General features: G+C 47.1%; 19 protein-coding genes. 16 read left to right on the plus strand and 3 right to left on the minus strand.

Annotated elements, in window-relative coordinates; translation table 11 throughout:
• Window positions 1–46: 46 nt before the first annotated feature.
• The 9 genes from QQL66_RS04120 to QQL66_RS04160 all read left to right on the plus strand — a co-directional run bounded on the left by QQL66_RS04120 (window position 47) and on the right by QQL66_RS04160 (window position 11,488).
• Window positions 47–1,093 carry a FecCD family ABC transporter permease gene (locus QQL66_RS04120; protein ID WP_284379091.1) on the plus strand — a complete coding sequence of 349 codons (1,047 nt, stop codon included), beginning with the start codon at window positions 47–49 and terminating at the stop codon, window positions 1,091–1,093.
• Window positions 1,094–1,945, plus strand: coding sequence for a heme ABC transporter ATP-binding protein (locus QQL66_RS04125; protein WP_284379093.1), 852 nt, complete (start codon window positions 1,094–1,096; stop codon window positions 1,943–1,945).
• 390 nt (window positions 1,946–2,335) lie between these two features.
• A complete protein-coding gene (locus tag QQL66_RS04130; protein WP_284379095.1) occupies window positions 2,336–2,944 on the plus strand; it encodes a TetR/AcrR family transcriptional regulator in 609 nt (202 codons plus the stop codon).
• Window positions 2,945–3,229: 285 nt separating this feature from the next.
• Window positions 3,230–5,617 (plus strand): efflux RND transporter permease subunit, encoded by a 2,388-nt coding sequence (locus tag QQL66_RS04135; RefSeq protein ID WP_284379096.1) that lies wholly within the window; start codon window positions 3,230–3,232, stop codon window positions 5,615–5,617.
• The gene (locus QQL66_RS04140) at window positions 5,610–6,485 is read left to right on the plus strand and encodes an outer membrane lipoprotein-sorting protein (protein ID WP_284379098.1); all 876 of its coding nucleotides are present in this window, start codon (window positions 5,610–5,612) and stop codon (window positions 6,483–6,485) included. Before QQL66_RS04135 ends, QQL66_RS04140 begins: the two co-directional genes overlap by 8 nt.
• Window positions 6,486–6,681: 196 nt before the next feature.
• The gene (locus QQL66_RS04145) at window positions 6,682–7,836 is read left to right on the plus strand and encodes a hypothetical protein (RefSeq protein ID WP_284379100.1); all 1,155 of its coding nucleotides are present in this window, start codon (window positions 6,682–6,684) and stop codon (window positions 7,834–7,836) included.
• A 533-nt stretch (window positions 7,837–8,369) separates the two neighbouring features.
• Entirely contained in the window at window positions 8,370–10,421 is a 2,052-nt protein-coding gene (locus QQL66_RS04150) for a methyl-accepting chemotaxis protein (protein ID WP_284379105.1), read from the plus strand.
• 192 nt (window positions 10,422–10,613) lie between these two features.
• The gene (locus QQL66_RS04155; protein ID WP_284379108.1) at window positions 10,614–11,096 is read left to right on the plus strand and encodes a GNAT family N-acetyltransferase; all 483 of its coding nucleotides are present in this window, start codon (window positions 10,614–10,616) and stop codon (window positions 11,094–11,096) included.
• A 101-nt stretch (window positions 11,097–11,197) separates the two neighbouring features.
• The gene (locus QQL66_RS04160) at window positions 11,198–11,488 is read left to right on the plus strand and encodes a DUF1330 domain-containing protein (RefSeq protein WP_284379111.1); all 291 of its coding nucleotides are present in this window, start codon (window positions 11,198–11,200) and stop codon (window positions 11,486–11,488) included.
• Between the two features lie 81 nt (window positions 11,489–11,569).
• On the opposite strand, the gene QQL66_RS04165 is transcribed toward QQL66_RS04160, so the two are convergent.
• From QQL66_RS04165 to QQL66_RS04175, 3 genes are all read right to left on the minus strand, one after another.
• Complete coding sequence (locus QQL66_RS04165; RefSeq protein WP_284379114.1) at window positions 11,570–13,213, minus strand: GAF domain-containing hybrid sensor histidine kinase/response regulator; 1,644 nt, start codon at window positions 13,211–13,213, stop codon at window positions 11,570–11,572.
• 221 nt (window positions 13,214–13,434) lie between these two features.
• Window positions 13,435–14,970 carry a M20 family peptidase gene (locus QQL66_RS04170; protein WP_284379116.1) on the minus strand — a complete coding sequence of 512 codons (1,536 nt, stop codon included), beginning with the start codon at window positions 14,968–14,970 and terminating at the stop codon, window positions 13,435–13,437.
• Between the two features lie 153 nt (window positions 14,971–15,123).
• Entirely contained in the window at window positions 15,124–16,167 is a 1,044-nt protein-coding gene (locus tag QQL66_RS04175; protein WP_284379118.1) for an AraC family transcriptional regulator, read from the minus strand.
• Between the two features lie 299 nt (window positions 16,168–16,466).
• On the opposite strand from QQL66_RS04175, the gene QQL66_RS04180 reads away from it, so the two are divergent.
• The 7 genes from QQL66_RS04180 to QQL66_RS04210 all read left to right on the plus strand — a co-directional run bounded on the left by QQL66_RS04180 (window position 16,467) and on the right by QQL66_RS04210 (window position 26,390).
• On the plus strand, window positions 16,467–16,982 hold the full coding sequence (locus tag QQL66_RS04180) for a substrate-binding domain-containing protein (protein ID WP_284379120.1): 516 nt from the start codon (window positions 16,467–16,469) through the stop codon (window positions 16,980–16,982).
• A gap of 43 nt (window positions 16,983–17,025) precedes the next feature.
• On the plus strand, window positions 17,026–18,261 hold the full coding sequence (locus QQL66_RS04185; protein WP_284379122.1) for a hypothetical protein: 1,236 nt from the start codon (window positions 17,026–17,028) through the stop codon (window positions 18,259–18,261).
• Window positions 18,262–18,277: 16 nt separating this feature from the next.
• Window positions 18,278–19,924 (plus strand): cache domain-containing protein, encoded by a 1,647-nt coding sequence (locus QQL66_RS04190; RefSeq protein ID WP_284379123.1) that lies wholly within the window; start codon window positions 18,278–18,280, stop codon window positions 19,922–19,924.
• A 125-nt stretch (window positions 19,925–20,049) separates the two neighbouring features.
• Window positions 20,050–20,817 (plus strand): SGNH/GDSL hydrolase family protein, encoded by a 768-nt coding sequence (locus tag QQL66_RS04195; RefSeq protein WP_284379125.1) that lies wholly within the window; start codon window positions 20,050–20,052, stop codon window positions 20,815–20,817.
• A gap of 209 nt (window positions 20,818–21,026) precedes the next feature.
• Window positions 21,027–22,142 carry a hypothetical protein gene (locus QQL66_RS04200; protein ID WP_284379127.1) on the plus strand — a complete coding sequence of 372 codons (1,116 nt, stop codon included), beginning with the start codon at window positions 21,027–21,029 and terminating at the stop codon, window positions 22,140–22,142.
• A gap of 294 nt (window positions 22,143–22,436) precedes the next feature.
• The gene (locus QQL66_RS04205) at window positions 22,437–24,602 is read left to right on the plus strand and encodes a TonB-dependent receptor (RefSeq protein WP_284379130.1); all 2,166 of its coding nucleotides are present in this window, start codon (window positions 22,437–22,439) and stop codon (window positions 24,600–24,602) included.
• A 9-nt stretch (window positions 24,603–24,611) separates the two neighbouring features.
• Window positions 24,612–26,390, plus strand: a complete 1,779-nt coding sequence (locus tag QQL66_RS04210) for a hypothetical protein (RefSeq protein WP_284379132.1) — start codon at window positions 24,612–24,614, stop codon at window positions 26,388–26,390.
• Window positions 26,391–26,409 lie beyond the last annotated feature (19 nt).

Genomic DNA, 26,409 nt, shown 5'->3' on the forward strand with positions numbered 1-26,409 from the left:
ATCTCTCATAAACCTCTCTAAAGAAGCTCTGTAAGAAAGAACTGCAATGAATAGTCGTCGATTATCTGCTGAATCCATAACCGCGCCGATGTTAGTGGGCCCGATGTTGCTGGGCCTATTGCTCTTGGTGACTTGGTCGGTCGCTAGCGGGCCAATGAAACTTCCCCTGATGCAAAGCCTGATGTCCCTTTGGGATGGACTCTTTGGCAGTGAATTCAGTTCGCTTCAACAAAACGAGAAAGTGGTGGTTTGGGATCTTAGGCTCCCCAGAACCATTCTCGCTTTGCTGGTGGGTGCCTTGCTGGCTCAATGTGGTGCAGTGATGCAGGGGATCTTTCGTAATCCGCTGGCTGACCCGGGGATTATAGGTGTAGCTTCTGGCGCTGCCTTAGGTGCGGCCATCGCCATCGTGGTACTTCCTGTGGAATATCAGTCTGTCACTGTGCCTGTGTGTTCATTCCTTGGCGGCTTGCTGACCACCTGGTTGGTCTATGGGTTAGCTAAGAATGAATCGGGCACATCGGTTGTTATCCTGTTACTAGCGGGTGTTGCCATTGCGGCCTTTGGTGGTGCCATCATTGGCTTCTTAACCTATATCGCAAACGATCAGGCGTTGCGGGATTTGAGTCTCTGGCAGATGGGATCACTAGCCTCTGCCAGTGGTTGGGATTTGCTGCTGACTTCAGTGGTTTTAGTGGTGGTGATGACGTTATTTCAGAAACAAGCCAATGCATTAAATGCGCTTTTGTTAGGGGAAGCCGAAGCCCGACATTTGGGCATTGAGGTGGAAAAGCTCAAACAGCAATTCATTCTGATTACGGCCATTGGGGTGGGTGTTGCAGTGTCTGTCTCTGGGGTTATTGGTTTTGTTGGGTTGGTCGTTCCTCATCTGGTTCGGATGATGGTTGGGCCGGATCATCGTGTGCTGTTGCCTTTATCCGCCATCCTGGGTGCAGGATTATTGCTGTTAGCTGACTTAGGCGCTCGTACCTGGATGAGTCCGGCAGAGATGCCGGTGGGCTTGGTGACCGCTGGCTTAGGTGCTCCTTTCTTCATGGTACTGCTGTTTCAGCGTCGACAGGGGATGATGTAAATGGCTCAGGTTTCAGATTCTGTTCTTACTGATTCAATGGATGTAGATCCGGCGTTAACAGACACGGAGTTTACAGATCAGGTGTTATCTATTCGCGATTTGGGTGTTTCCGTAGGCGATAAGGAACTGCTGAACATTCATTCTTTGTCAGCGGGTTCGGGTCAATTAATTACTCTGTTAGGCGCGAACGGTGCCGGTAAATCCACCTTGTTTAAAAGCATCACTGGTGAAGTGCAGCCGGATGATCGACAGCTATCTCGTGTTGAGTTTCATGGCAAACCTGTCTCGGGCTGGCCATCTCAGTCTTTGGCTCGTCATCTTGGGGTGTTACCACAAGCCAGCCAACTCAGTTTTCCCTTCACCGTAAAAGAAGTCGTAGGCTTGGGGTTGATTCCTCTGACTGCCAGTAGGGCAGAGGGCCAATGTCTGGTGGCTGAAGCTATGAAGCAAACGGACACAGCGCATTTTGCCGATCGTATCTACACTCAGCTATCTGGCGGTGAGCGGCAACGAGTGCATCTTGCCCGAGTGTTGGTGCAGCTATCTCAGGCAGAACAAACGCCACTATTGCTGTTAGATGAACCTACATCGGCTCAGGACTTAGGGCAGCAGCACCAGATTTTACGGTTAGCACAACAACTCTGTCATGAGAAACAATGGACGGTTATCGCCATTTTGCATGACCTCAATCAGGCCCTGCGTTATTGCGATCAGGTTTGGTTGTTGGAACAAGGGCGATTGATCGAGCAAGGCCTACCGAGCAATGTCCTCACACAAAGCAACATTGAACGGGTTTGGGGTTATCGCCCTGAGTTGGTCATGACAGAACAAGGTCATGTGGTTCTGGCCTGATTTACCTTCGCTTTTAGACAAAACCTGACAGACCTTACCCAGGTTAGTAATTCCCTATGCCGAACTGTCCTTTGAGGTGATAAACTCTACGGTCTTGTAGAGCGTCATCTTGTGGGCAGTCATCTTTTAGATATTCATCTAATAGACATCCTCTAATAGAAAGTACCTTACAGATGGCTCCTTTCTGAGGGGCTTTTGCATAGGAGTTCTTTGCACAGTAACTCTTAGCTTAGGCGTTTTTTACATAGGCGTTCTTTACATAAGCGTTCTTTACATAGTAATCCTGTGCATAGCAAGGGAAGTCCCCCTGATTATATGCCTGGTGTCCTTTTGTCGGGCAGTGAAAATTATGTTGTTGACCGATCGGTAATAAAGTCATAGGATTTAAATATGGCAATGGGTAGACCTAGAAAAGTTGATCCGGATGTTGTGCTTGAAAAAGCCTTGCTGCTCTTTCGTGAGAAAGGGTACGAAGCTACGTCGATGTCTGACTTAGTGGCGGCAACGGGTCTTCATAAAGGCAGTCTTTATCAGTCGTTTGGCGATAAACATACGCTATTTAAAACGGCTCTGGAGATATACACACGTCGTACTTTCGAGAGCATGTCAGCGGAAAGCCGTAGAGCCGATACCGCGACAGAGGGCCTTCAACGTGCATTGAACTGTATGTTGGCAATTGCCGCAGAAGGGTCTGCGGGGTCACTTGGCTGTATGGCCGTGAATGCCATGGTCGAGTTTGCTGAAAGAGATGCGGACGTTCGGGCTTTACTGCAAGCAACGGATCAGAAAATCGTTGCCTTGATTATGGAATTAAGTCAGCGAGCCGTTGAAGAAGAGGGTGCTCATCTGGTTCAACCAATGGAAATGACGGCCATGATGTTGATGTCGGTTATGGCTGGTTTGGGCGTTACTTTGAAAGGAATGATTACGTTGGAACAAGCGCAGCAGGTGGTAAAAAATCAATTGTCTGTGTTGGGTTTCAATAAAGACCTTCTCTAGTATTCGGGTGGTTGAAAACGTCATTCACCTGATACGGGATGCATCCTGATTCTATGTGAACGCGCTTTCCATTGCGTGCGTGTCTGGGCATGAGGCTCTTATTGAGCGCTTTTGTTTAGAGCGCGTTTTTTTGAATTAATTTATTACCGATTGGTCAAATACTGGCTGATTGAATGGATACGTTTGTTTTTTTTTACATCTACTTTTTTACCGATCGGTAAAGTAGTGGGTCTGAAAATGATGATTGTTATTACTCACCAAGGGCAATTACTCAGGAGAATAGTGGTGGACAGGTACTTCAAAAACATAGATCGCTTTGCCGTTCGGTTGACCGAAATGGCAATACGGTTTCGATATTTAGTGGTGCTGCTGGCAGTCATGTCGGCGGTGATGATTGGTTCTGGCGGTCGTTTCCTGGAGTTTGCGAACAACTATCGGGTGTTCTTTTCTCAGGATAACCCCGAACTCAATGCGTTTGAGTCGCTTCAGGCAACGTATTCCAAGAACGATAATTTTTTGTTTGTACTCGAACCTGCTGACGGTGTTGTGTTTTCGCCTCAAATGTTAAAAGCGGTGGCCTACTTAACCGAACAAGCTTGGCAAATTCCGTTTTCTAGCCGGGTTGATTCTGTTTCTAACTTTCAGCATACCTATGCAATAGAAGACGACTTGGTCGTTGAAGACCTGATCTATGATCGAGAGCAACTGACAGAACAAGATCTTCTCGAAAAGTCTGAAATTGCACGACAGGAACCTTTGTTACTCAACCAACTGGTGAATGCAAATGGTCAGGTGACGGCAGTGAATGTCACTTTGCAGTATCCGGAAAAGTCCCTCACCGAAGTGCCTGATGCCGTTGCGTTCGCCCGCGATTTAAAAGCCCAGCTGGAAGCGGATTATCCCGGGCTGACGGTATCGTTAACTGGCGTTTCGATGTTGAACAATGCCTTCATGGAAGCTGGTATGAACGATGCGGCGAATCTCATCCCGATGATGTTTCTGGTGATCATGGTAGTGACGCTGCTTATTCTGCGTTCTGTCACCGCCACCTTTACAACCGTCGTGGTAATTATGCTGTCTGCGATGGTGGGAATGGGCACTGCCGGACTTCTGGGTGTGAAGTTAACGCCGATTTCGGGGTCTGCGCCTGTGGTGATTTTAACGCTGGCCATTGCGGATTCCATTCACATTCTGATGTCCTTACGCGTGGCCATGAAAGAAGGTATGACAAAGTCAGAGGGCATTGTTGAAGCGGTTCGCCTCAATTTTCTGCCTGTGACCATTACCTCATTAACTACCGTTGTTGGCTTCCTGGCGCTTAACTTTTCAGATTCCCCCCCGTTCTGGCATCTCGGCAACATCACTGCACTGGGGATCACCGCAGCCTGGTTGTTATCTATCACCTTATTACCTGCATTAATGTCGATTCTGCCTTACACGGTGAAGAGCAGACGTAAGAGGGGGATTAGTAATGATTCTTCCGAAAGTAATCACTACATGGACGGTAATCACTACATGGACACGCTCTCATCGTTTGTGATTAAGCATGCAAAGTCTCTGTTATTGATCATAGGTACGGGTACAGCGGTATTAATTGCTTTTATTCCCAGTATTGAGTTCAACGATCAGTGGGTTGAGTATTTTGATGAACGTATTGAATTCCGGAATGATTCGGATCGTGCCATGGAGCATTTCGGCTTGTATCCGGTGGAGTTCTCAGTGCCAGCCAAAGGGCCGGGAGGTGTTAGCGAACCGGAGTTCCTGACCAAACTGGAAGCGTTTACTGAGTTTCTTAGAGCGCAGCCGGAAGTCGCACATGTGTATTCCATTTCCGACATCATGAAACGTCTGAACAAGAATCTGCATGGGGATGATTCGAGTTTTTACCGAACACCAGACGATCGCGAATTGTCTGCTCAATACCTGCTGTTGTATGAGTTGTCATTGCCATACGGGTTGGATCTGAATGATCGTATCAATATTGATAAGTCGGCTACCCGAGTGACCGCAACCTTACTTAATGCCACGACAGCCGAAACCAAAGCCTTTTTGGACAAGACGGATCAATGGATCGCTCAAAACCTGCCTGACTACATGAGCGAAGTGAAGCCTACCAGTGCACAAGTGATGTTTACCTACATTACCGAACGCAATGTGAACAACATGATCGGTGGCACCATCGCGGCCATTGTTGTGATTTCACTGATCATGATGATTGCGCTACGAGATCTTCGCCTGGGCTTATTAAGTCTGGTTCCGAATGGTTTACCCATTTTGGCCACCTTTGGTGCCTGGGCAATTCTGGTTGGCGAAGTCGGCTTCAGCGTTGCCACGGTTGCTTCGATTTCTTTGGGCATCATTGTCGATGATACCGTCCACTTCTTATCCAAATACGTGCGGGCCAGAAATGAACGACAACTATCGGCAGCGGATTCGATCCGTTATGCCTTCCGAAGTGTGGGTGTTGCGATTCTGGTGAATACCGCCATTTTGATTGTTGGCTTCCTGGTGTTAACCACCTCCGCTTTCAAAGTGAATGCTGATATGGGGCTGCTTACCGCGCTTGCTATTGGCTTTGCCTTGATCCTCGATTTTCTCTTCCTACCGGCACTGCTGTATGTACTTGATGGTGAGAAAGAACTTAACGAATCTGGAGAAATTGACTATGCGTAAACTCATTAATCCTATCTTTTGGGCGCTTACGCCTTTGGTGGCACTCGCTATTTTATGGTCTGCGGCTCTTTCTGCTGCTGTACTTTCTACTGCTGTATCTAGTGACAGTCCTGTAGATGGAGAAACTCCGGTTCGAGGATCAACCGAGGCACAACGTAAGGGGTTTGAAATTGCTGCCCGATCCGATCGTTCGGATCGCGGCTTTAAAGACAATGAAGTGACTCTGAGCATGATACTTCGTAACGCGGCAGGCGAAGAAAGTCGACGTGCGCTGGTGATTACCACACTGGAAGTGCCGGATGAAAATGAAGGCGATAAAAGTCTGATTCTTTTTGAAACACCGAGAGACATCGAAGGTACGGCACTGTTATCTCATGCAAAAATTCTCGACCCTGATAATCAATGGTTGTTCCTGCCGTCATTGAAACGCGTGAAACGCATTTCGTCGCGCAATAAGTCCGGCCCCTTTGTGGGATCTGAGTTTGCGTTTGAAGACTTTACGTCGGTTGAGCTCAATAAATACGACTATGAGTATTTGCGGGAAGAAGCCTGTGGTGAGTTGAAGTGTGATGTGGTCGTGCGTTACCCACGATATGAAAACTCTGGTTACACCAAACAGATTGTCTGGATTGACCAGCAGTATTTTCAAGTTCGTAAAATCGATTTTTACAACCGCAGAGACGCATTGTTAAAGACTCTGACGCTAGAGGGGTATTTAAATTACAACGGTTATTGGCGCGCTCATACCGTTCGTATGGTGAATCATCAAACCAACAAAAGTACGGATTTGGTGTACGGCGAATATAAGTTCAATGTGGGGTTGAAGGAAACAGACTTCGTAAAAGGGCGTCTCTCTCGTTTGAGGTAAACAGCGGAAGATAACTTATGCAAAAAGACAGACAAACCTGCTGGTAACAGCAGGTTTTGAAGAAAATATGAGACAGAAATTAATGAATCACGTGTGTTTGAGTGGAGCGTGTCTAAATAGAGTGCGTTTGAATAGAGAGAAGCACAAGCGAAAGCGCTATGGCTATCTCTCAGTTTTATTTGCTTTGGTGGGGTTAATGATCAGTGTTTTTTCAAACGCTGGCGAGTGGGATGCGTCAGGCAGTGTCTCGCTGGAATCCCGCTATTTCTGGCAAGACGCCTTGTATCAAGGGCAGGGCGACGGTCAGGAACCGTCGGCTTCTTTTCAACCCGAACTGAGGTGGGAGAGTGACGATCGTCGTTCTAAGGTCAGTTTTGTCGGCTTTGTTCGCGCTGATGAGCAGGACAGCGAACGCAGTCATGGCGATGTTCGGGAATTGTATTGGGCTTACGAGTGGGATGAGTGGGGGATGACTCTGGGCATCAATAAGGTCTTCTGGGGCGTGACTGAATCCCGTCATTTGGTGGACGTGATCAATCAAACCGATGGTGTCGAAGACATTGATCAGGAAGATAAGCTCGGTCAACCCATGCTGAACCTGAATACTCAAAGGGAGTGGGGGAGGATCGGCCTCTTTGTTTTACCCTATTTCAGGGAAGCTACTTATGCGGGTGATAGCGGCCGGTTTCGAGGGCCGCTACCCGTAAAGGCGGATGAGGCTCGCTATCAGTCCGGAGATGAGCAGAACCATGTGGATCTGGCGCTACGTTACAGCCATTATTTTGGGGATCTGGACATAGGTGTTTACTGGTTTGAGGGCACAAACCGTGAAGCGCGCTTCGAGTTATCGGATGAAGGTCAGTACCTCATCCCGGTATATGATCAAATGTCTCAGCAGGGTTTAGAGCTGCAATACACTATAGATGCCTGGTTATGGAAGCTGGAAGCCATTACCCGGCAGACCGATGCGGACAATTTCTGGGCAATGGTGGGTGGTTTTGAGTACACCTATTATCAAATCCAGGCGTCAGATGCAGATCTTGGACTGTTGCTTGAATATCTCTCTGATGACCGTGATCAGGATATTACTGTGGCTCCGTATCAAAATGATGTGTTCGTCGGAACTCGTTTAACTCTGAATGATACGCAAGACACCAGTGTGTTAGTCGGGGCGAGTTGGGATCTGGAGAATCAGTCCTTTGGCTTCAATCTTGAAGCTGAGAGAAGAATCGGTGAAAACTTCAGTCTGGAACTAAGAATGCGCACCTTCTCTGATGTAGCGTCTGACGACGCGCTGTATGCCATCAGAAACGACGATTATGGTCAGGTGCGGTTTAGTTGGTTCTTTTAAACGCCCAATCAGCGCAACACATTCATAGTCGTTGCTCTGCCTAACAAAGAATTGTCCATTTGGTTAGTAATCTAATGTCCTGAGTTTGGCTAGTACATTCTAAACACAGGACATCAGATGCTTACTCTTACTTCTGTATAAAAATTCTGAGGTAGATGCTAACCAGATGAAATTCTTAAAGTTATTAATTCTCATTCTCTGTTGTTGTGTTTTACAACGATTTCTATTGAGTCTCTTTCTCCAATTTGCCTTTGCTGTTTACCGCTATATTTCATTTTTATCACCTTAATTTGTGATTGATATTGGATCTGCAACCCATTGGGACAGTCGCTCTATTGAGGGGCTGGGTTGAATCACCAAATCAAGAACAAGCCCGATGATCAATGGCCATAGTTGTTGTCTGTTTGTACTGTTTATAAATAGTACTGGCCAGTGAGTCGTGGTCACTTACTGATAGATCTGATCTATCGAAAGCCATGATCAGCGGGTTTTAAGGTGTCTTTGAACTGGAGACTCTCGACAAGGACGTTGCTATGGCCTTTAACTCATTGCAAACCAAAATACGGTTTACCCTGCTGGCTGTTTTGGCGGTGATGTTGATTGCAGTTTCTGTGGTGGTTTCCTGGGTGGAGACTCGAAGTATTTTCAATCAGACACAAGCTGAAATTGAGACCAAAATCTCGGCTTCTCTCAAACTAATGACCATCACGGATTCGATCATGAAGGATCGAGTGGCGTCTTCGATGGCGTTGCTCAAACAGCGAGGACAAGCACTGGGGGACGCTGTGATCGGTAACTCGGTGTTGGTTAACGGACGAGAGACCAGGGATTTGGTGTTAGGTGGGGCATCGCAAGCCAATCGGTTTAATTTGGTGGACGGCGTGACGCAACTGATGGGGGGAACCGCCACCTTGTTCGTTCGGGACGGTAGCAATTTTGTTCGAGTCTCAACCAATGTTATGAAACAGGGTAAGCGGGCCATTGGCACCTTGTTGGCACCTGATGGAAAGGTCATCAAGTTAATTAACAAGAAACAACCTTACTATGGGCAAGTGGACATTCTAGGCACACCTTATGTCACAGGATATGAACCCATTTTCGACGTCAGCGGCCAAGTAGTGGGTATTTGGTACGTTGGTTACAAGGCTGACCTGAAAGAACTGCAAGCGGCGGTGACCAACAGTAGGATTCTCGATAGCGGGTTTGTAGGGCTGGTCGATGACATGCAGCGGCTGCGCTTTCATTCTTCACAAGATGACTTATTAGCGAGCAGAGTGGTGGATGGTTCGGAATCCGGTTGGGAGGTCACCCGAGTGGATTTCCCAGCCTGGAATTATCAAATCATTGCCGCTTATCCCAGCAGTGATATATCAGGGTTGATTTGGCAAAAAGTGAGCATGATTGTCATCGGAGCGGTAGTGATCTCTGCTTTGTTGGTGTTTGCATTGGGCACGGCGATCCACCGTTTGGTGATTGTACCCATTCAGTTGGCGATGAATACCGCTGAGCGCATAGCAGAAGGGAAGTTAGATAACAAAATTGATTACACCAACAATAACAATGATGAAGTCGGTCGGTTATTGCACTCCTTAGAATCCATGCAGGATGCCTTACGGAGTTTCATTCAACAGGTGACCAGTGCCGGTGAACAACTGAGTTTCACTTCCGAAGAGCTGGCCACAGTGTCGCAACAAACCCTCTCTGGGGTAGCTGATCAACGGGCAAGAACCGACTCGGTAGCAACTGCAATGGATGAGATGACTGCAACCGTCAGCGAAGTTGCGCGAAATGCCAGTGAAGCGGCTGAGATCACTCAACAGACTGATCAGCAAACCAAAGATGGTTTAAAAGTCGTCAATGAAACCATGCAAACCATTAACGTGTTGGCGGATGAAGTTTTCCGTGCCACTGAGACCATTAATCAGCTTGAAAAATCAACAGAGCATATCAGCACGGTAGTGGATGTAATCCGGGGCATTGCCGAGCAAACCAATCTGCTTGCGCTGAATGCGGCCATTGAAGCTGCAAGGGCTGGGGAGCAAGGGCGAGGGTTTGCTGTGGTGGCGGTTGAAGTTCGTACCCTGGCAACCCGGACGCATGAATCTACACAGGAAATTTCTACTATGATTGATTCCTTATGCAGTGGTGCACGAGCGTCGGTGTCGATCATGCAGGCGAGTCGAGCCCAGGCAGAGGAAAGTGTTTCGAAGGCGAAGGAAGCTCTGTCATCTTTGAACCAAATTGCCGAAGCGGTTTCAAACATGAAGGACATGAATCACCAGATCGCCTCCGCCGCTGAAGAGCAAAGTTGTGTCGCGGAAGAAGTCAGCAGAAACGTCTGGCAGATTCGTAAAGTGGCCGAAGAAACCAGTGAGGGAGCTGGTTTGGCGTCCAGTGCAATGAATCGGCTCTCTGACTTGTCAGGCAATCTATATGAGCTGCTCAGGCATTATCAGGGTCAACGAGACGATGACTTGCTGTCATTCACCTCGATGGATAATCCTGTTTCTCTGGTGTCGGATACGTCCAGTGAGGTTCGAACCCTTAAAACCTATCGCCAGGCTGTTGAACCTGAGTTGGTGTAGCCAGTATCGCCAGGGTTCGTTGTTCAAACTTGCGGTTAGGCGTTAGGGTGTTGATCGGAAGAGAGTCCAAGTGACTCTCTTTTTTATGGCTGCTACTAAATGTCGGAGTGGTTCCTTAAGTGTTTGACCCTTACCAAAACATGCGGTATTTCTGAGAGTCTTTTTACGGTCATTGTTTGAAACAGGTTGTACATGATTCAGATTCTCTTGGCGGATTATCAAAACGCCCAGCACGCGCAAGATCTTGTCTTTTTACTTAACCAATACGCTTGTCATCCAATGGGGGGCGGTTCGTCGTTAAAGGAATCAACGTCGACTCATCTGATAGATGAACTCGGCAAACGGCCCTATGCGTTTTCTCTTCTTGCATATGACGGTGATCGCCCTGTGGGCCTGGCAAACTGTTTTGAAGGATTTTCAACTTTTAAGTGTCTGCCACTGATCAATATTCATGATATTTACGTCGAGAGCGATTACCGGGGAAGCGGCGTCAGCCAGCAGTTGTTGGATAAAATCGAAGTGATCGCCAGAGATAAAGGTTGTTGCAAAATTACCTTGGAGGTTCTTGAAGGTAATATCGTGGCACAGAAAGCTTATCGAAAAGTGGGCTTTGAAGGGTATGAGCTAGACCCCAAGATGGGCAAGGCGTTGTTTTGGGAAAAATCACTCTTCTAAACACGCTGTCAATCTAAGATATGGATGCTCTAAACGTAGTTTCGAAGAAAAGCTAAAACGCGCTAGCTGAAACTACCGTCAAATAAAACAAGGAGGTTTGTATGAGTGGCTACATAATTTATCACTACAATATTCTCGATTATGAACGAATCAACGAGCTGGGACCCTTGTCCTTACCTATTGTAGAAAAATATGGTGGCGAATTGGTTGTAGGGTCTTCAGTAACTCGCCTCGAAGGCTCGCCATACACACATATGGTGGTTTATAAGTTTGATAGCAGTGAACAGGCAAGGGCTTTCTATGAATCAGAGGAAAGCAAGGCGTTGTCTGAACTCAGGCATCAGATTACAGAAGGGTTTGTTGTGTTCGTTCCTGAGTACCTGAATAGTTAAGACAACAACGAAAACAGTTAATTAAGACAACCACTTGGTTGGGCTTTTTCATATCTGGGGAAGGCGTTGTTGAGTGCCTCCCTAGAGCCATTTTTTCAGTTTTTGCTCCAGATCTTTTGGATTAATCGGCTTCCCTATGTGATCGTCCATGCCGGCACTACGACACTTCTCAATGTCAGAGGACAGGGCATTGGCCGTTAATGCAAGAACAGGTAGCTTGTTCTTCGGTGAGTTCAGGGTACGAATGATCTCGGTTGCCTGATAACCGTCCATCACTGGCATCAGGCAATCCATGAGAATGAGGTTGTAATCATTGGCCTCAATCTTCTCAAGAGCTATTTTGCCATTTTCAGCAACGTCATAACTGATGCCAAGATTTTCCAGGAAGCCTTGAGCAATTTGCTGATTAATTAAATTATCTTCCACCAATAGCACATGACCACTTAATGTTGAGTTGTCGTTAGCGTTGTTGGTAAGCGTATTTTCTTTCGCTTTTAAGTGCGTAAAGGGCAGTGTGAACAAAAACGTGGAGCCTTTGCCCAAGGTGCTGTTCACACCAATATGGCCGCCCATTAATTCAACCAGAGACTTGGAGATCGACAACCCCAATCCTGTGCCTCCGTATTGACGGGTGGTGGATTTGTCGGCCTGATGAAAACGTTGAAAAAGCTTGGCGGCTTGTTCTTTCGAGAGGCCAATGCCGGTGTCTGTCACCTCAAACCTGAAACAACCCGTGCTTCGGTTATTTACAATATCGTGACTGGTTTCAGTGATATTGACCGTTACCTGGCCTTCCTTGGTAAACTTAAGCGCATTCCCCACCAGGTTGTTTAAGATCTGCTTTAACCGAAGACTGTCACCCAGTAAGTGATAGTGACTGATACTTTCGAAGTGATATTCCAGCTTGATCGGGCTGTCAGTCAGTTTGAGTGCTTGGGTATTAACAACTTCATCGATTAATTCATCCAGCTCAAACGGTGTTTCAGATAACTCGATCTTACCCGCTTCGATTTTCGAAATGTCGAGAATGTCGTTGAGAATGTCCCCAAGTGTCGAGGAACTGCTTAATGCCAGACTGACCAGTTTATGTTGCTTTTGGGTCAGTTCTGAATCCGCCAGTAGCTTTAACGCACCGACGATGCCGTTCATTGGTGTGCGGATTTCATGGCTCATATTAGACAGGAAATCCGTTTTGTATTGGTTAGCCTTCTTGAGCTTTTTCTCTTGCTCAAGCCGAAGTAATTCCACTTCAATCCAGGATGCCATCAATTTCAAAGCGTCGATATCAACGTCCCGAAATTGTCTTGGATACGGAGTAGGGCTGGAGAAATTGAGTGTACCGTATAAACGATCATTAACCCGGATGGGAACGCCAATGTATGACTCCAGTTGGAAGGCTGCGTAGGCAGGATGGGAGGAGTACTTGTCGTCTTCACCCATATGCTCAATGGCGACCGGTTCTCTGGCCGTGCAGGTGATCTGGCAATAGGTAATCCCCAGATCGAAATTATCCCCCGGATTGAGTTCCACACCTTCCGGCGTTACACAATGCATTACGGTGTAATTACCGTCTTCAATGTTGGATAGGATCGCAATGTCGAGATTGAAACGTTCAAGGCCCAGTTTAAGCAGCTCTTGGATCTGGTAGTCGAAGCCTTTCTTGTACTCATTGGTAATTTGATAAATTCGCCGAATGAGTCGCTCACTTTCTGAAATGTTTACCATGAATATATCCAAATGAGATTGCTTATCTTTTATCCTAAACGTTAATGGGGGGAAGCGCCATTAACAGATCTATCATTTAATCCTAAAAATACCACCGTTTAACTGTGACACGTCAACAGTTCAGAAATTTTCTTTGTTCTTCCCGTTTATGTGTGATACCGCAGATGTGATATCGCTTCAGCCCAAACGCTTTTGCTGATGTATGAGTCCTTGCCTAAACGTCATAGTTTACTTAGCAGACGCTGGTAAAACCGAATGCTTTCAAGGTAGCTTTCAACCCCGATTTTCTCGTTCACACCATGAAACCCGTTTACGGTTTCTTTGGTTAAGGTCAGTCCGATAAATCGATAGCTTTGCTCTGTCAGGTGTTCGTAGTGACGTGCATCGGTGGCACCAATCATAATCATCGGGGCGATCTTAATGGTGTCATCGTTCAGTGTTTCCCGAATACTTTGCGCGAGGATCTGATAACCAGACGATTCTGTGCTGGAAATTCTGGAAGGCTCACTGGCGTTACCGTAAATTTCAATGGTGACTTCAGGGTCATCAATGAGAGTACGGGTCCGGTCTATGACCTTTTGTATTGAGTCGCCGGGAAGAATTCGGAAGTTAATGATGGCGCTGGACAGACCGGGCAAGACGTTATCGACATCACTGCCTTGCAACATGGTGGGGGCGATGGTGGTTCGCATGGTGGCCTGTAATTCCGGAATTGCAGGAATCACATAATCCGCAATGGGTTCAAATAGCCAGCGATTGGCCATCACCATTCGTTGTACAAATGGAGCTTCATCTCCAAGCCCTTTCACAAATGTAGCGGTGTAAGTGAGATCCACAGGAAACGGATTTGCCTGAATGTTGGCAACAGCTTTGGCGATGCGTCCGGCGGTGGTGAGTTTGGGTGGTTTTGAGGAATGGCCTGCGTCACTTTTAGCCGTGAGTTTCAGGCTCAAGTATCCTTTTTCACCGGGGCCGATGAGGGCGACTCGTTCTTTGATGTTTGGCACCATGCCTTCTGTAATGTAGCTGCCTTCATCCAAAATGAATTCAAAGGTAATGCCTTGGTCTGCTAGATGTTTAGCGATTGAGATCGCACCGTATTGACCACCCACTTCTTCATCCTGACCGAATGCAAAATAGATGCTACGTGCCGGCTGTAGATTCGCGGTTAATGCGGTGTTCAGTGCTTCTAACCAGCCCATCAAGCTCGCTTTGTCATCCAATGCGCCACGTCCGTGAATGAATCCCTGATCTATCACGCCTGCAAAGGGTGGGTAAGTCCATTGGGAACGTTGTGATTCCGGTACGGGCACCACATCACTGTGCGACAGAAAGAGTACAGGTTTTAATGACGGGTTGCTGCCTTGCCAATGGAATAACAGACCATGCTCATTGATGCGAGTAAGGGATAAGGATTGGAAAACTTGAGGGTAGCTTTGTTCAAGAAATTGGGTAAACCCTGCAAAGGCTTCCTTGTTGGCTTCCGGATGATTTCGAACAGAAACCGTTGGGAACTGAATGGCTTTGGACAGTCGCTCGGTGATGGCAACGGCTTCTTCATCTGTGACTGAGTATGTGGCTAGCGGATGGATGTTTGTCTCAGTTGGTTTATGACGGGTGACGGTTTCAGGCGCAGTAAATCGGTAGGTATTGATCAACAATACGGTGATCAGAATCAACACGCCGATAAGTAACCATTTTACGAGTAACCAGCGTGGCTTTCTTTTCGGGTGAGAGAAAGACGATAGGGAGTCCATTAAGTTTGTTCCATCCTAGGCTCTTTAATCCATTTAAAGAGTATTAATTATGATTATTTTTGATCGCAGCATCCTACCGTTACTTGTTGAGGGACTCAATTAATTATGCAGGACTCAATTAATTATGCGGTACTCACTATAAGCGAAGGAGGATTAGCTCGCTTTAGACTCAGAGTGTTGGCTCATCTGGCTAATAAATTCCAGCGGTGTCTGGTTGAATTCGGTTTTGAAGAAACGTCGAAAACCGGAGAGTGTTTGAAAACCCAATTGTTCGGCAATGAAATCGATGCTTTGTTGTTCCTGAAATAAGTACATTTTTGCCAGTTCGGCTCGGCTTAGATTGGCCAGATGTGAGAAAGAGCCGCCTTGTTTGTTGAGTCGTTTTTGAAGCCCTCGAACCGAAATATTCAGTTTGTTTGCCAGGTTCTGAGAGAGATAGGCACTGGGGTGGTGAAGCATCATGTAGCTGATGACACGGTATTCGAATTCCTGTAATCGTTCGCTGGCACGCCAGGCGTCAATGCATTTATTGAGATACATCTGATGCAATACCGGCTTATGGCTTCGTAAAGGCAGCTTGAGAATGTCGGCATCAAACTCAATCAGATTCAGTGGCGAATCAAAGGTTGGTATGACATTCAACTCTTTGTGATAAAGCGCTTCATAGGTCGGAGCCGAATAATCCAGATACACGGCCAAAGGAGCCGGAGATTCGCCGGTGGTTTCCTTAATGGCATTGAGTATGTAGCTGAGAATGGCTTCTACACAGAAACGCCTTTGATGCATAGAAGGACGCCGCTTAAAGGGAAACAGAAAACTGATGGACACCCGGCCATTTCGATATCTGAAACAAGGGTAGTAACTGGTGCCTAACAAATAGTGATATCGCTCAACGGTATCAAAGACCTCCTGCAGTGTGGCACAGGTCATTAAGGTGCGAGAAAAATCACACAAGGTTGAGGGCATCAGGTACTGACCGTAATCAAAGCCAATGGTTGAATTGGGGTTGTTCTGGTAGACCTGTTTGATTAGTTCACCGTAGAGCCGGTGAGAGTGTTTCCCCTGATTGTAGTCTGAGATTAATCGCTGAACGTCAATACAATTGAGCTTGAGATCGCTCGGAATGACTTCAAGAAATAACCGCAAATAAATTTCATCAAGCATAATAATCAGGGCATCGGCACTTAGACCCAACATCGTCTTCTCAAAAACGCCTTTTCATAAACGTTGTGTGATCGTTAAATCGAAAAGCTCAAAGGTCGTGCATTTTTATTATTGTCAAGATCGTATCCTACGTGGGTTACTTTCAAATGTGTAACGGTAAATACCAAATGCGAACCTTTCTGGGTAAATGGTTCGCTTTTGGATCTCTTTAAAAAAGAGCAACGTGATAAAGTAGTCTCCAGCAAGCAACCTATAAACAGAATAAAACGCTTGCGTGTGAAGTTGATTAAGGAACGAGGGTTGTAAGCATTGCTCGTTATAGTTGGTTAAGTGTGATTCGTAATTTCTTTTCTCTGGTGTTCGCGCTTTGTTTGATGTGGCTCTCTGGCTGGGCCTATGGCGACGAACCAAACTCTGATCGTGTTTCTGAAATCGCAGTGGCTTCTGAAATCGTTATTATTGCTAACGCGTCTGTGCCTGTGAATGCTATCTCTCTGAATGAGCTCCGCTCTATTTTTACGATGAAGAAGCGTATCTGGGACGCGTCAGGGCATCCTTCCCAATCCGTCAAAGTATTTGTCTTGCCCAATGATCACGCCGTTCATAAAGAATTCTGCAAACAGCAACTCAATATCTTTCCTGCTCAACTGGAAAAGGTCTGGTATCGAATGGTCTATACCGGCACCGGGCAAGCACCTGTGCGAGTGAATACTGTGACTGACATGCTTCATCGAATAGCCAGCACGCCAGGGGCTATTGGCTATGTGGAACGACCTCAATCTGATAACAATAATAATCCAGAGATTCATCGTGATGAGAAGAACACGAAAATACTGCAAATCCGTTAGTTTAACGTGGCCTTGGCGGGTCGGGTTCGCACGGCTTGTGAGGGTGGCACCGTTTGCGAGTGTGGCTCGATTTGGCCGATTTGGCCGATTTGCTCGGTTGGCAGCGTGTGCCGAGCTTGCGCTTCTTTGCGTTATTAATACCCCCGTTTACGGTGATGAAGTTGAATCGCTTGCTCAATCACAAACCAGTCCGTTTGTTCAGTGGGCGTCGGATATTCAGTGGGACGCCTTCGTCAGTCAAAACATGATTTATACCAGCGACAACAATTTTCTGGCGAGTTCTGACGATACTGTGTCCTTTGATAATTGGGAGGCGGGGTTCCTATTCAACGCGTCGGTTGCAAACGAGATACGTTTTTCAGGGCAATTATTAGGGCGGAAAGTCAGTGAATCCAGCGATGAAGATTTTAGGGTCGGCTATGCTTTTTTGACCTTGCCTTTGTACCAACAGGCGGATACCACCCTTGGTGCACGGTTAGGCCGGATTCGTTCTTCCTTCGGTTTTTATAACGAAACCAGAGATCTGCCGCACTCACGTACCAGTGTGGCGATGCCGCAGTCCATCTATTTTGATAAAACGAGAAACTCCTTTTATTCCGCCGATGGTGTGGAGCTTTATGCGTTTCATGATTTTTCAGATTATCGCTTGTCCTATCAGTTCTTTGTGAGTCGTCCGGTGGCGGATGAAGATGAAGCTCGGGAAACGCTGCAACCCGTTCGTAAGCTGGAAGGGGATCACGCCATTCTGGCTAAGGTCGGTTTTGGGAAAGAGTTTGATGGACCCCGGTTTGCGATTACCTATTATCGTCCTCAGTACAGCTTTGATGTCTCGCCAGCTATCCTGGTGTCGGACGGAAAACTCTATTCTGAATCCATCGTCACGTCTTTTGAATATAACCAGTACCAATGGAGTTTTACCACCGAATACTTGCGTCTGAAAAATAAAGTAATTGGTGTTAAACCGGGTGGCATGGCGACCGCGTGGTTTGAAGATCCTGGGTATGCGGAAACCTACTACGCTCAGTTCGTGTGGCGCTTCAACGAACACTGGGAAAGCTACCTTCGTCATGACAACTCCAAAGGCCGTGGCGAACGAACGTCGCTCAGTTATGCCTACGACACTTCTCTGGGCGTGACCTTCAAGCCCGACGATCACTGGCTGTTAAGAGCGGAAGCTCATTATATTGAAGGTACGGGAACGCTCTTGATTCGAGACAACACAGACCAGCGCACTGAGTACTGGAATGCTGTGTTGGCTCAAGTGGCGTATAAGTGGTGATTCCTAAGGGGGGCATATGGTAAAACAAACGCTTTCTTCATCTTCGCATTCGTCAGCAATGCTCGCTTCTTCGGATCATTCCTCATCAGCGGGCAGCCTGTTTTCTGCTATGCTGCCGTTCTCTACTAAACTGCCGTTCTTGAGTGTTCGTTGGAAAGCCTTCAGTTTACTGAGTCTGGTAGGGATCGCTTCCGTTATTGCTTTTCTCTACCTGTTTTCTTCCGTTACCACAGAACATTTCAAGTTAGAGCGCGCTCAGACTCATAACCAATCGGCGGAGCTGCTATCGCGTTTAATTGAAAGCTCTGCGGAAGACATGATCAGTTTGGCCAGTGTTACTTCGTCACAGTCTGAATTTCGACAAGCTTTACTGGCAAAGGATGGCCCTCGACTTGAGCAAATTGTGGGTGATCTTTATTGGAACCTGCAATTAGATGTGGGAGTGGAAGGGATTCAGCTATTGGATCGGCAGAACACCGTACAGAGTCAAACCGGAGCCGTGATCAACAATGGCTTGTCTCAGTCTGTATTAGTGTCTGAAGCAATACAGTGGCAAATGGATTGTCAGTCAGTGTGTTTACTGAATGCGGCGGGTCCGATTTTGCATCAGGGGCAGGTGATTGGTGTGCTCTTGATTAGTCAGCCGTTGAGCAATGTGATGTTGAGGTTTCAAGAGACCACAGAGATCAATACAGGATTATTGAGTCGAGAGAAAAAAAGTACCGAAAGTAATGAATCGGATTTACCCCGGTTCATTCCTTCGTGGGGGCGAAATCTTGAAATGATCACTAACCCCCAGTCGTTAAAACCCGTGATCAAGCAGATGGCCGAAAGCTATAGTTGGCAAGAGTTGAACCGTCACCCACACATCATTGATGTCGATGGGCGTGTCTATGAATTTCGTGCGGAGCCTTTGGAAAACCGCAATCTGGTGGTGATTGAAGATATCACCGATGAGATCACCAGTTTACGGGAATATAAAAACACCATTGTGTCTCTTGCCTTGGTTGCTTTGATTGTGGGAGAAGTTGGCTTGCTGTTGTTTTTGTGGCGTCCGTTCAGGGCTGCTTCTCCTGGCACACAGCTTTTACCTTTGGTAGAAGAAAAACGCTATCAGGATGTAATCCAATCCCTCAGTCAGTCATCAAGTCAAAGGTTCTTTGAAGATGAAACCAGTGTCCTAAAACGCACCGCGCTATGCATGGCAGAAGATTTACGGCACAAGGCTGAGGATCTAAGGCAGCTGGAATACGACCTTTCGCTGCGTTCACATGCATTGGCGACCACGGCTCACAGATTAGATGGTTTGACTCAGGTTCATGATCTTTTGCTGTCGTCGGTTGATGACTGTGTGCTTACCTTGAATGACGAGTACAAGATTGTTGAAGCAAATTCTTCGGTGCGTCGTTTGTTGAGATTAAGCTCGACCCAGCTGGTGGCACATCAGTTCACGGATCTTTTTCTTTCAGAACAAGGCGGTCGTTGGTTAAAAGAGCGGTTAGACGATGTCTTGTCCGGTGTGATCAGTGAATTTCAACACTCAACCTCAATGCAGGATAACGCCCAGACTTCGGTTGAGATTCGCTGGACCCATCAAGCGTTAACAGACAGCGCCAGTAATCGCCGTTGTTTACTCAGCATTGGTCAGGTGTTGAGTCATTAATATTGAGTAGTTGATCAAAAGCGAACCGGACTGAGTGTTTTGGGCGCTTGAGGCGTCGATGAAACCGTAAGCACTAAGCTAGAGTAAGTTTTCCAAACATAAAAACAATAAAGGTTGGAAGACACATGACTTTTAAATCTCTGAAACAGGCAAGCCAACAGCTTGCTTCTATGTTAATGACTCAATCCAAAGACACTCTGAAATTGGTGGGTGGCTTATTCCTTCTTTCGACAGTGGTGGGGTGTACCGCAGGTAATCCATACGTGCATGATGCAGATCGTGATGATGTGATCACCTTGGGGGATTCTATCTTCGACTTGTCTGGTGAAATCCAGTTGTTCCTCGAAGAAGAAGCCGGACAGACCTTCCGTAACTACACCCAATCCGGGGCTGAGTTACAAGGTGGCTCATTAGCGGCTTCTGTTGTTGATCAGTATGCGGCGGCCAAAGCGGCCAATCCTAACATCGATACCATCGTGATGGACGGTGGCGGTAATGACATTTTGATCCCAGCGTTCTTGTTTGACCCATACGGGTGTAAAACTCATTGGTGGCGTTGGGATATTTCAAACTCTTGTCGCAACCTGGTGGATGACATCTATGTTCAGGCCGTTGATATGTTGAATGGTATGGATGCCGATGGCGTTCAGGACATCATTTATCTTGGTTACTACTACACCACGGGTATGCAGTCGAACCTTGCCAAAGCGGTTGATTATGGTGACCTTCGTCTGGAGCAAGCCTGTTCGTTTACAACGGCAAACTGTCAGTTCGTAGATCCGCGTCCTGTAATCGTACCGGATGACATCATTGGCGATGGCATTCACCCGGCAACCACAGGGTCACGCAAAATTGCGGATCTGATTTGGCCAAGACTGAGTAACGTGCTGTAAGAACGTGCTTTAAGTTGCGCTGACTATGCAGTGACTTAATACACGTTACTTATTTGGGCTCGTGTTTAGTTGGGCATAGTGTTTAGTTGGACGTACGTGTTTAGTTAGACATACGTGTTTGGACTGAAAGTAAGCTTCGAAAGGAGCTTACTTTTTGGTGTTTCTGGCAGGTCAGGGAATAGAACAAAAATAACAGAAGGGGCTTAGCTATGGGCAAAAAGTTAATCGTTAAAGGCATACTCACGTTGGTGGTGTTGGTTTGTTTAGCCATGATTCCGATTATCAATCAATTGCAGTCATTGGGTTGGATGGATACCGAGTTTTCGCGTCAGGTTGGGTCACAAGAGTCATCTTCAAACTCCACAGAGGTCAGTGAGTTGGCTTCGGGCTTGTCATCGCAAACGTCACCAAACCTGTCATCGAGCCGGTCATCGAATGAATCAGCTACACCGGGACACCTGGGCGAGTACGATGCATTCAAGCAGCAAATGATTCATGAGTTGAAACAGCGCTATGGTGGTTCAATATCAGATGTCGCACTACAAGCCACCTTACGTGATTTTCGTGATTACGTTGCAGAGCGTTTTCCGGATGCGGGGGACTCTTTGTTTCGTGAAATCATTACTGCGGCGTTCCCTGAACAGGCTCGAAAAATTTTCGCCCTGGTGGCGAAGCTGGACGAGTATTACCAGTGGCACCTTGATCAGTTAGTTGCGCTCAACGAGATGGACCCGTTAACCCGAGAAGGGACGGTATGGCAAAAGCGTACTGACCTATTTGGAACGGATGCAGAGTTAATCTGGGCCGAAGAGCTGAATCGCACTCAGCAGAAAGAAGCGAAAGTACAGGAGACTCTGGCGTCTCTCAATCAAGCAGATCAGGTAACGATGGATGAGCGCTTGTACATTCTCACTTCCACCATCGAAGAAGAATACCAATCCACGTTGGCGTCGGGGCTGATGGATAAAAGCATGATGGCTGGCGTATTCTTCGGCTTGGACAGCGTTCAGAATGACCTGAAAACAATGTCACCTGAAGAGCGTCAGGAGGAAATCAACCGGGTTCGTAAACAACTTGGTTTTACCGATGAGCAAATAGAACGTTTATCTTCAATGGATCAGAAAAACGAAGCCCGTTGGCAAACCGGATACAAATATTCAGCAGCCAGAAAAGCGCTGGAAAGCCAGTACACAGGTGCTGAGCTGGAATCCAAACTTCAGGCGCTGAGAGAAGAAATGTTTGAACGAGAGGCTAAAACCATTGCGATGGAAGAGGCATCTGGTTTCTATCGATTTGATAGACCAAGAGTCTTTGGCCGTAACTAACGAATGTTTACTTCAGGTGCGACAATTGGTCACATCCCCAAACTGCCAAGAGTGGTTTACACTGGCCCTACATTTGATGCTTATTTATCTATTTACCCCTCTTGACGCCAGGCTTGTTAAGAGGGGTTTTCTTTTTGTGCTTTATCCTGTAAGTCATTGAATAATTTATGGTTATTTTTTTGATGGTTTTACTGGTGGTGTTCTAAAAGCTGCGACAATTGGTCGCATTTTCAAACCCGATTCTGCTGTTTAGACTGCGCGCATAATTATTAGCACAAGCAGCCAGGATTTGAGATGAACAATAATTTAGCCACCGCTTGGGGCATCGCCTCGGCCATAATGGCATCTTCCGTATTTGCAGAGCCGTCTTTACAAACAGACCTTCCTTCCCAAAAAGACCAAACGTCACAAGCCGAACAACCATTGGTAGTTTATACCTCCCAATTTGTGGTTACTGGTACTCGTGAAGCCCAGGACAAAATGAAGGTGGCGGAATCCGTCAGCAGTTTCGATGAGTTTGATAACCAAAGCGTCTCACCTTCGCATCCGGCCGAGCTACTGAATCGTAGCGCCGGTGTGCACATCAACAACCTGGGTGGGGAAGGGCACATGACGGCCATCCGCCAACCGATCACCACCAAAGGCGTGTATCTGTTCTTGGAAGATGGCATTCCAACAAGGCCAACCGGTTTCTTTAATCACAACGGCTTGTATGAGGTGAATATCCCTCAAAGTGACCGACTGGAAGTAACCAAGGGGCCAGGTTCATCGTTGTACGGCAGTGAGGCGATTGGCGGCATCATCAATTCCATGACCAAAGCCAGCCCGGAAGAAGCAGAAGCGTCTGGCGTGGTTGAGTTAGGCTCTTATGGTTGGAAGCGCACCTTGTTGTCAGGCGGGAATGCCGTGTCTGATGACACCGGATTTCGAATAGATTTCAATGCCACGGATAACTCTGGTTATCGTCAGGAATCTGATTACTCGCGCTATTCATCGACCGTACGCGTGGACAGCCAGTTAACCAATCAATTAACCAGCAAAACCGTGATGTCATACACCTTTGTGGATCAGAGTGGTGTCTCTGAGTTAGAGGAGGACGATTATAAGAACAACCCGAAGAAGAACCGCTTCCACGATGATATTGGCTATCGTGAGGTCAACGCTTTCCGTCTTTCGAATGAATTTAACGTTGAGATCAACGAAGACACCTTGGTTTCAGTCATCCCTTTCTATCGTAACAACACCACTGAAATGATGCCGAGCTGGATGGTGACCTACGATCCCAACATTCGTGAGACAAAATTTCAGTCCTTTGGTTTGATGTCGAAATATCGTCAAAACTTCTGGCAGGGTAAAGCAACGGCCATTGCCGGGGTGGATATTGATTACTCGCCTTCGTCTTTTAAAGAAGACAAAATCACCGTAACCAAAGAAGGTGATATCTACACCGATTATCAAAAAACCGGCCAGTTGAACTATGACTACGATGCCGATCAGTTGTCTGTTTCACCTTATGTTCACACGGAATTTCAAGTACACGATCAGGTACGCTTAACCGCAGGTTTGCGTTATGACTACTTCGATGTGGATTACGACGATAATCTGGAAGATCAGGCCGTCGATGCACGCCATCTTCGCCCGGAATCCCAATCGGTGGATTTTGATGAGCTGAGTCCTAAGTTGGGGGCGGTCTATCAGTTCAGCCGACATCACATGGCGTATGCAAATTATCGACATGCGTTCCGTGCTCCGTCAGTAGGGCAGTTGTTCCGTTCAGGGTCTTCGATCAACACAGATGAGCTACAGCCCGTCACATCAGACAGTTACGAAATCGGGTTTCGCGGCAATATCACCCCTCAGCACAGCTATGAAATCGCCGTTTATCACATGACGGTGGAAGACGACATCGTTACCTACATTGATGGAAGCGATCGTAAAACAACGAACGCCGGTGAAACTACGCATAAAGGCGTAGAGATTTCTCTGAACGGTGATTTAACCGAAGAATTCAAATATGGCGTGGCAGCAAGCTATTCGAAGCAAGAATACAAAGACTTCCAATACGTTTACGGGTACTACTCCGGTGGTTGCCGTTGTTATGTTCAAGAAACTCGTAACTTTGAAGGCTTCGATGTCGCCAAAGCGCCTCGCACACTGGCCAATGCCCATGTAAACTACCTGCCAATTTTCTTACCCCAAGCCAGTTTTGAACTGGAGTGGGAGCATTTAGGTAATTACTACACAGACGAAACCAACACTGAAAAATACAGCGGTCACAACCTGTTTAATCTTCGTGGTGAGTATGAGCTTACCGAGAATGCTGTGCTTTTTGGTCGGGTAATGAATCTCTTTGATAAGCGATATTCAACATACACCTCAACTCAGGTGGGTAAAACTGACACTGTCTATCGCCCAGGTAACCCTATGACCGGCGTTGTTGGTGTTCGTCTAAATTTCTAGGAAAGTCGTGTGGCTAATAACTCATCCCTTAAAGTTTCATTAAGACGTTCTCATCTTAAATGGCATAACACCCTTTTATGGTGGGGGGCTGCCTGTGTGTTGATCTGGACTTTGTCTGGATTAACACACCCTATGATGTCGTGGTTCGGGCCGAAACAAGCGAACTATCGACCTCCTGCGTTAACCTTGGATGTGGTGTCGGATTCCAATTTGTATCAGGGCATCACACCTACCGCGCTTAAAACCATGACCACGGTGCTGGACGATGCACATCTGGCAGGCGTTTCTATCGCCAAGGTCGTACCAAGTGCGGATGGCCCGATGCTGCAACTTACCTATGATCAACAGAAACCCCGTCAATATGTACCTCTGATGGCATTGATGGCTCCGCCAAATGCGACGGCGTTTGGTCTTCTTCCAGCAGCACTCACCACTGACGCCGTTGTCCGTGATGCAATACTGGAAGGGTATGATGAATCGCAGGCGAGATGGCTTGCCAGTTACTACACCGGACGACCTCAGGATGAGATCGAGCAAGTGACGTTTCAAACTGAGTTTGATGGCGACTACCCTTGGGTGAATCGACTTCTGCCTGTTTATAGAATTCGTTTTGATGGGAAAAGTGATGCAGACGGTGTAGGTGATGATCCGCTGACGGCTTATATTCACACGGAATCCCTGCAGTTAGCGGGGCTGGCGAATCAGAATCGGCTTGCGTTGCAGACAATCTTTCGCGCGTTCCACACCTTTGACTTTCTGGATGAGCAAGATAATGTCCGGGTGACCGTACTGTTTTTAGCCATGCTATTACTTATTGGTGTCTCGGTCAGTGGTCTGGGGTTGGTGATTCTTATCAAAACAAGAAAGATCAAACAGACGGGACGTCGTTGGCATCGACGGATCGCTTATGTGATTTGGCTGCCGTTGTTTGCTTGGTCTATTTCCGGTGGCTATCACCTGATCCAAGCGGCTTATGTGGATGCCCCGGCTGGCATTAAACTAAATCCGGTGTTTGATTTTGGTCGCTTTGCGGAGGCTGCGTCATTGGTTGAAGTGGGGAACTCAGATGTCTCAAAGACCCTTAATGAACTCTCTGGAAAGTCGATCCTGTCCGCAAGCTTAATGAATCTGGAAGGGCAGTTAGTTTATCGCCTGTCGGTAGCTAACCGTCCAGACAATGAACCTGCTGATCCGCAGGCTCATTCCAATGAGGCGGAAGGCCCGCACTCGCACCATCAGCAATTGGTGAAGAAATACCAGGGGAATCCATCCGAAAAGACCTCTGTGTACGTGGATGCGTTTTCTTTATCTGAGGTGGCAGTATCGGATAAAGAACGTGCGGTGTCGCTGGCCGTTCAGTTTGCCGGTTTACCTGAGGACTCGGTAACCTCGGTGGAGAAAGTCAGCCACTTTGGTCCGGATTACGACTTCCGCAACAAGCGCTTGCCGGTTTGGAAAGTCAGTTTTGATGATGAAGACCAAATGCAGCTCTTTGTCGACCCGGCAACCAATGTCTTGGTGGATCAGACCCGATCTGTTGACAGGGCAGAGCGTTGGTCGTTCTCCGTGCTTCATAAGTGGAATCACTTAATCCCATTCACTGGTCGCTTTAAACGTGATGTCATCATCGTGATCACTTTAGCGTTTCTTACTCTGATCACTGTCTTCGGTATTCGTATGGCATTAGTTCGTAGGGAATCGGCTCGCAGGACACTGAGGAGAAAAAATCGAGCGGAGGAGGGGCTTTCTGAGGATGATGTATCAGATCTTGGTAACGCAAGTTCCTGATGGCTATCGCATAGCTGTA

This window comes from Litoribrevibacter albus (assembly GCF_030159995.1).
In the GTDB taxonomy this organism is placed as follows: Bacteria; Pseudomonadota; Gammaproteobacteria; order Pseudomonadales; family Litoribrevibacteraceae; genus Litoribrevibacter; species Litoribrevibacter albus.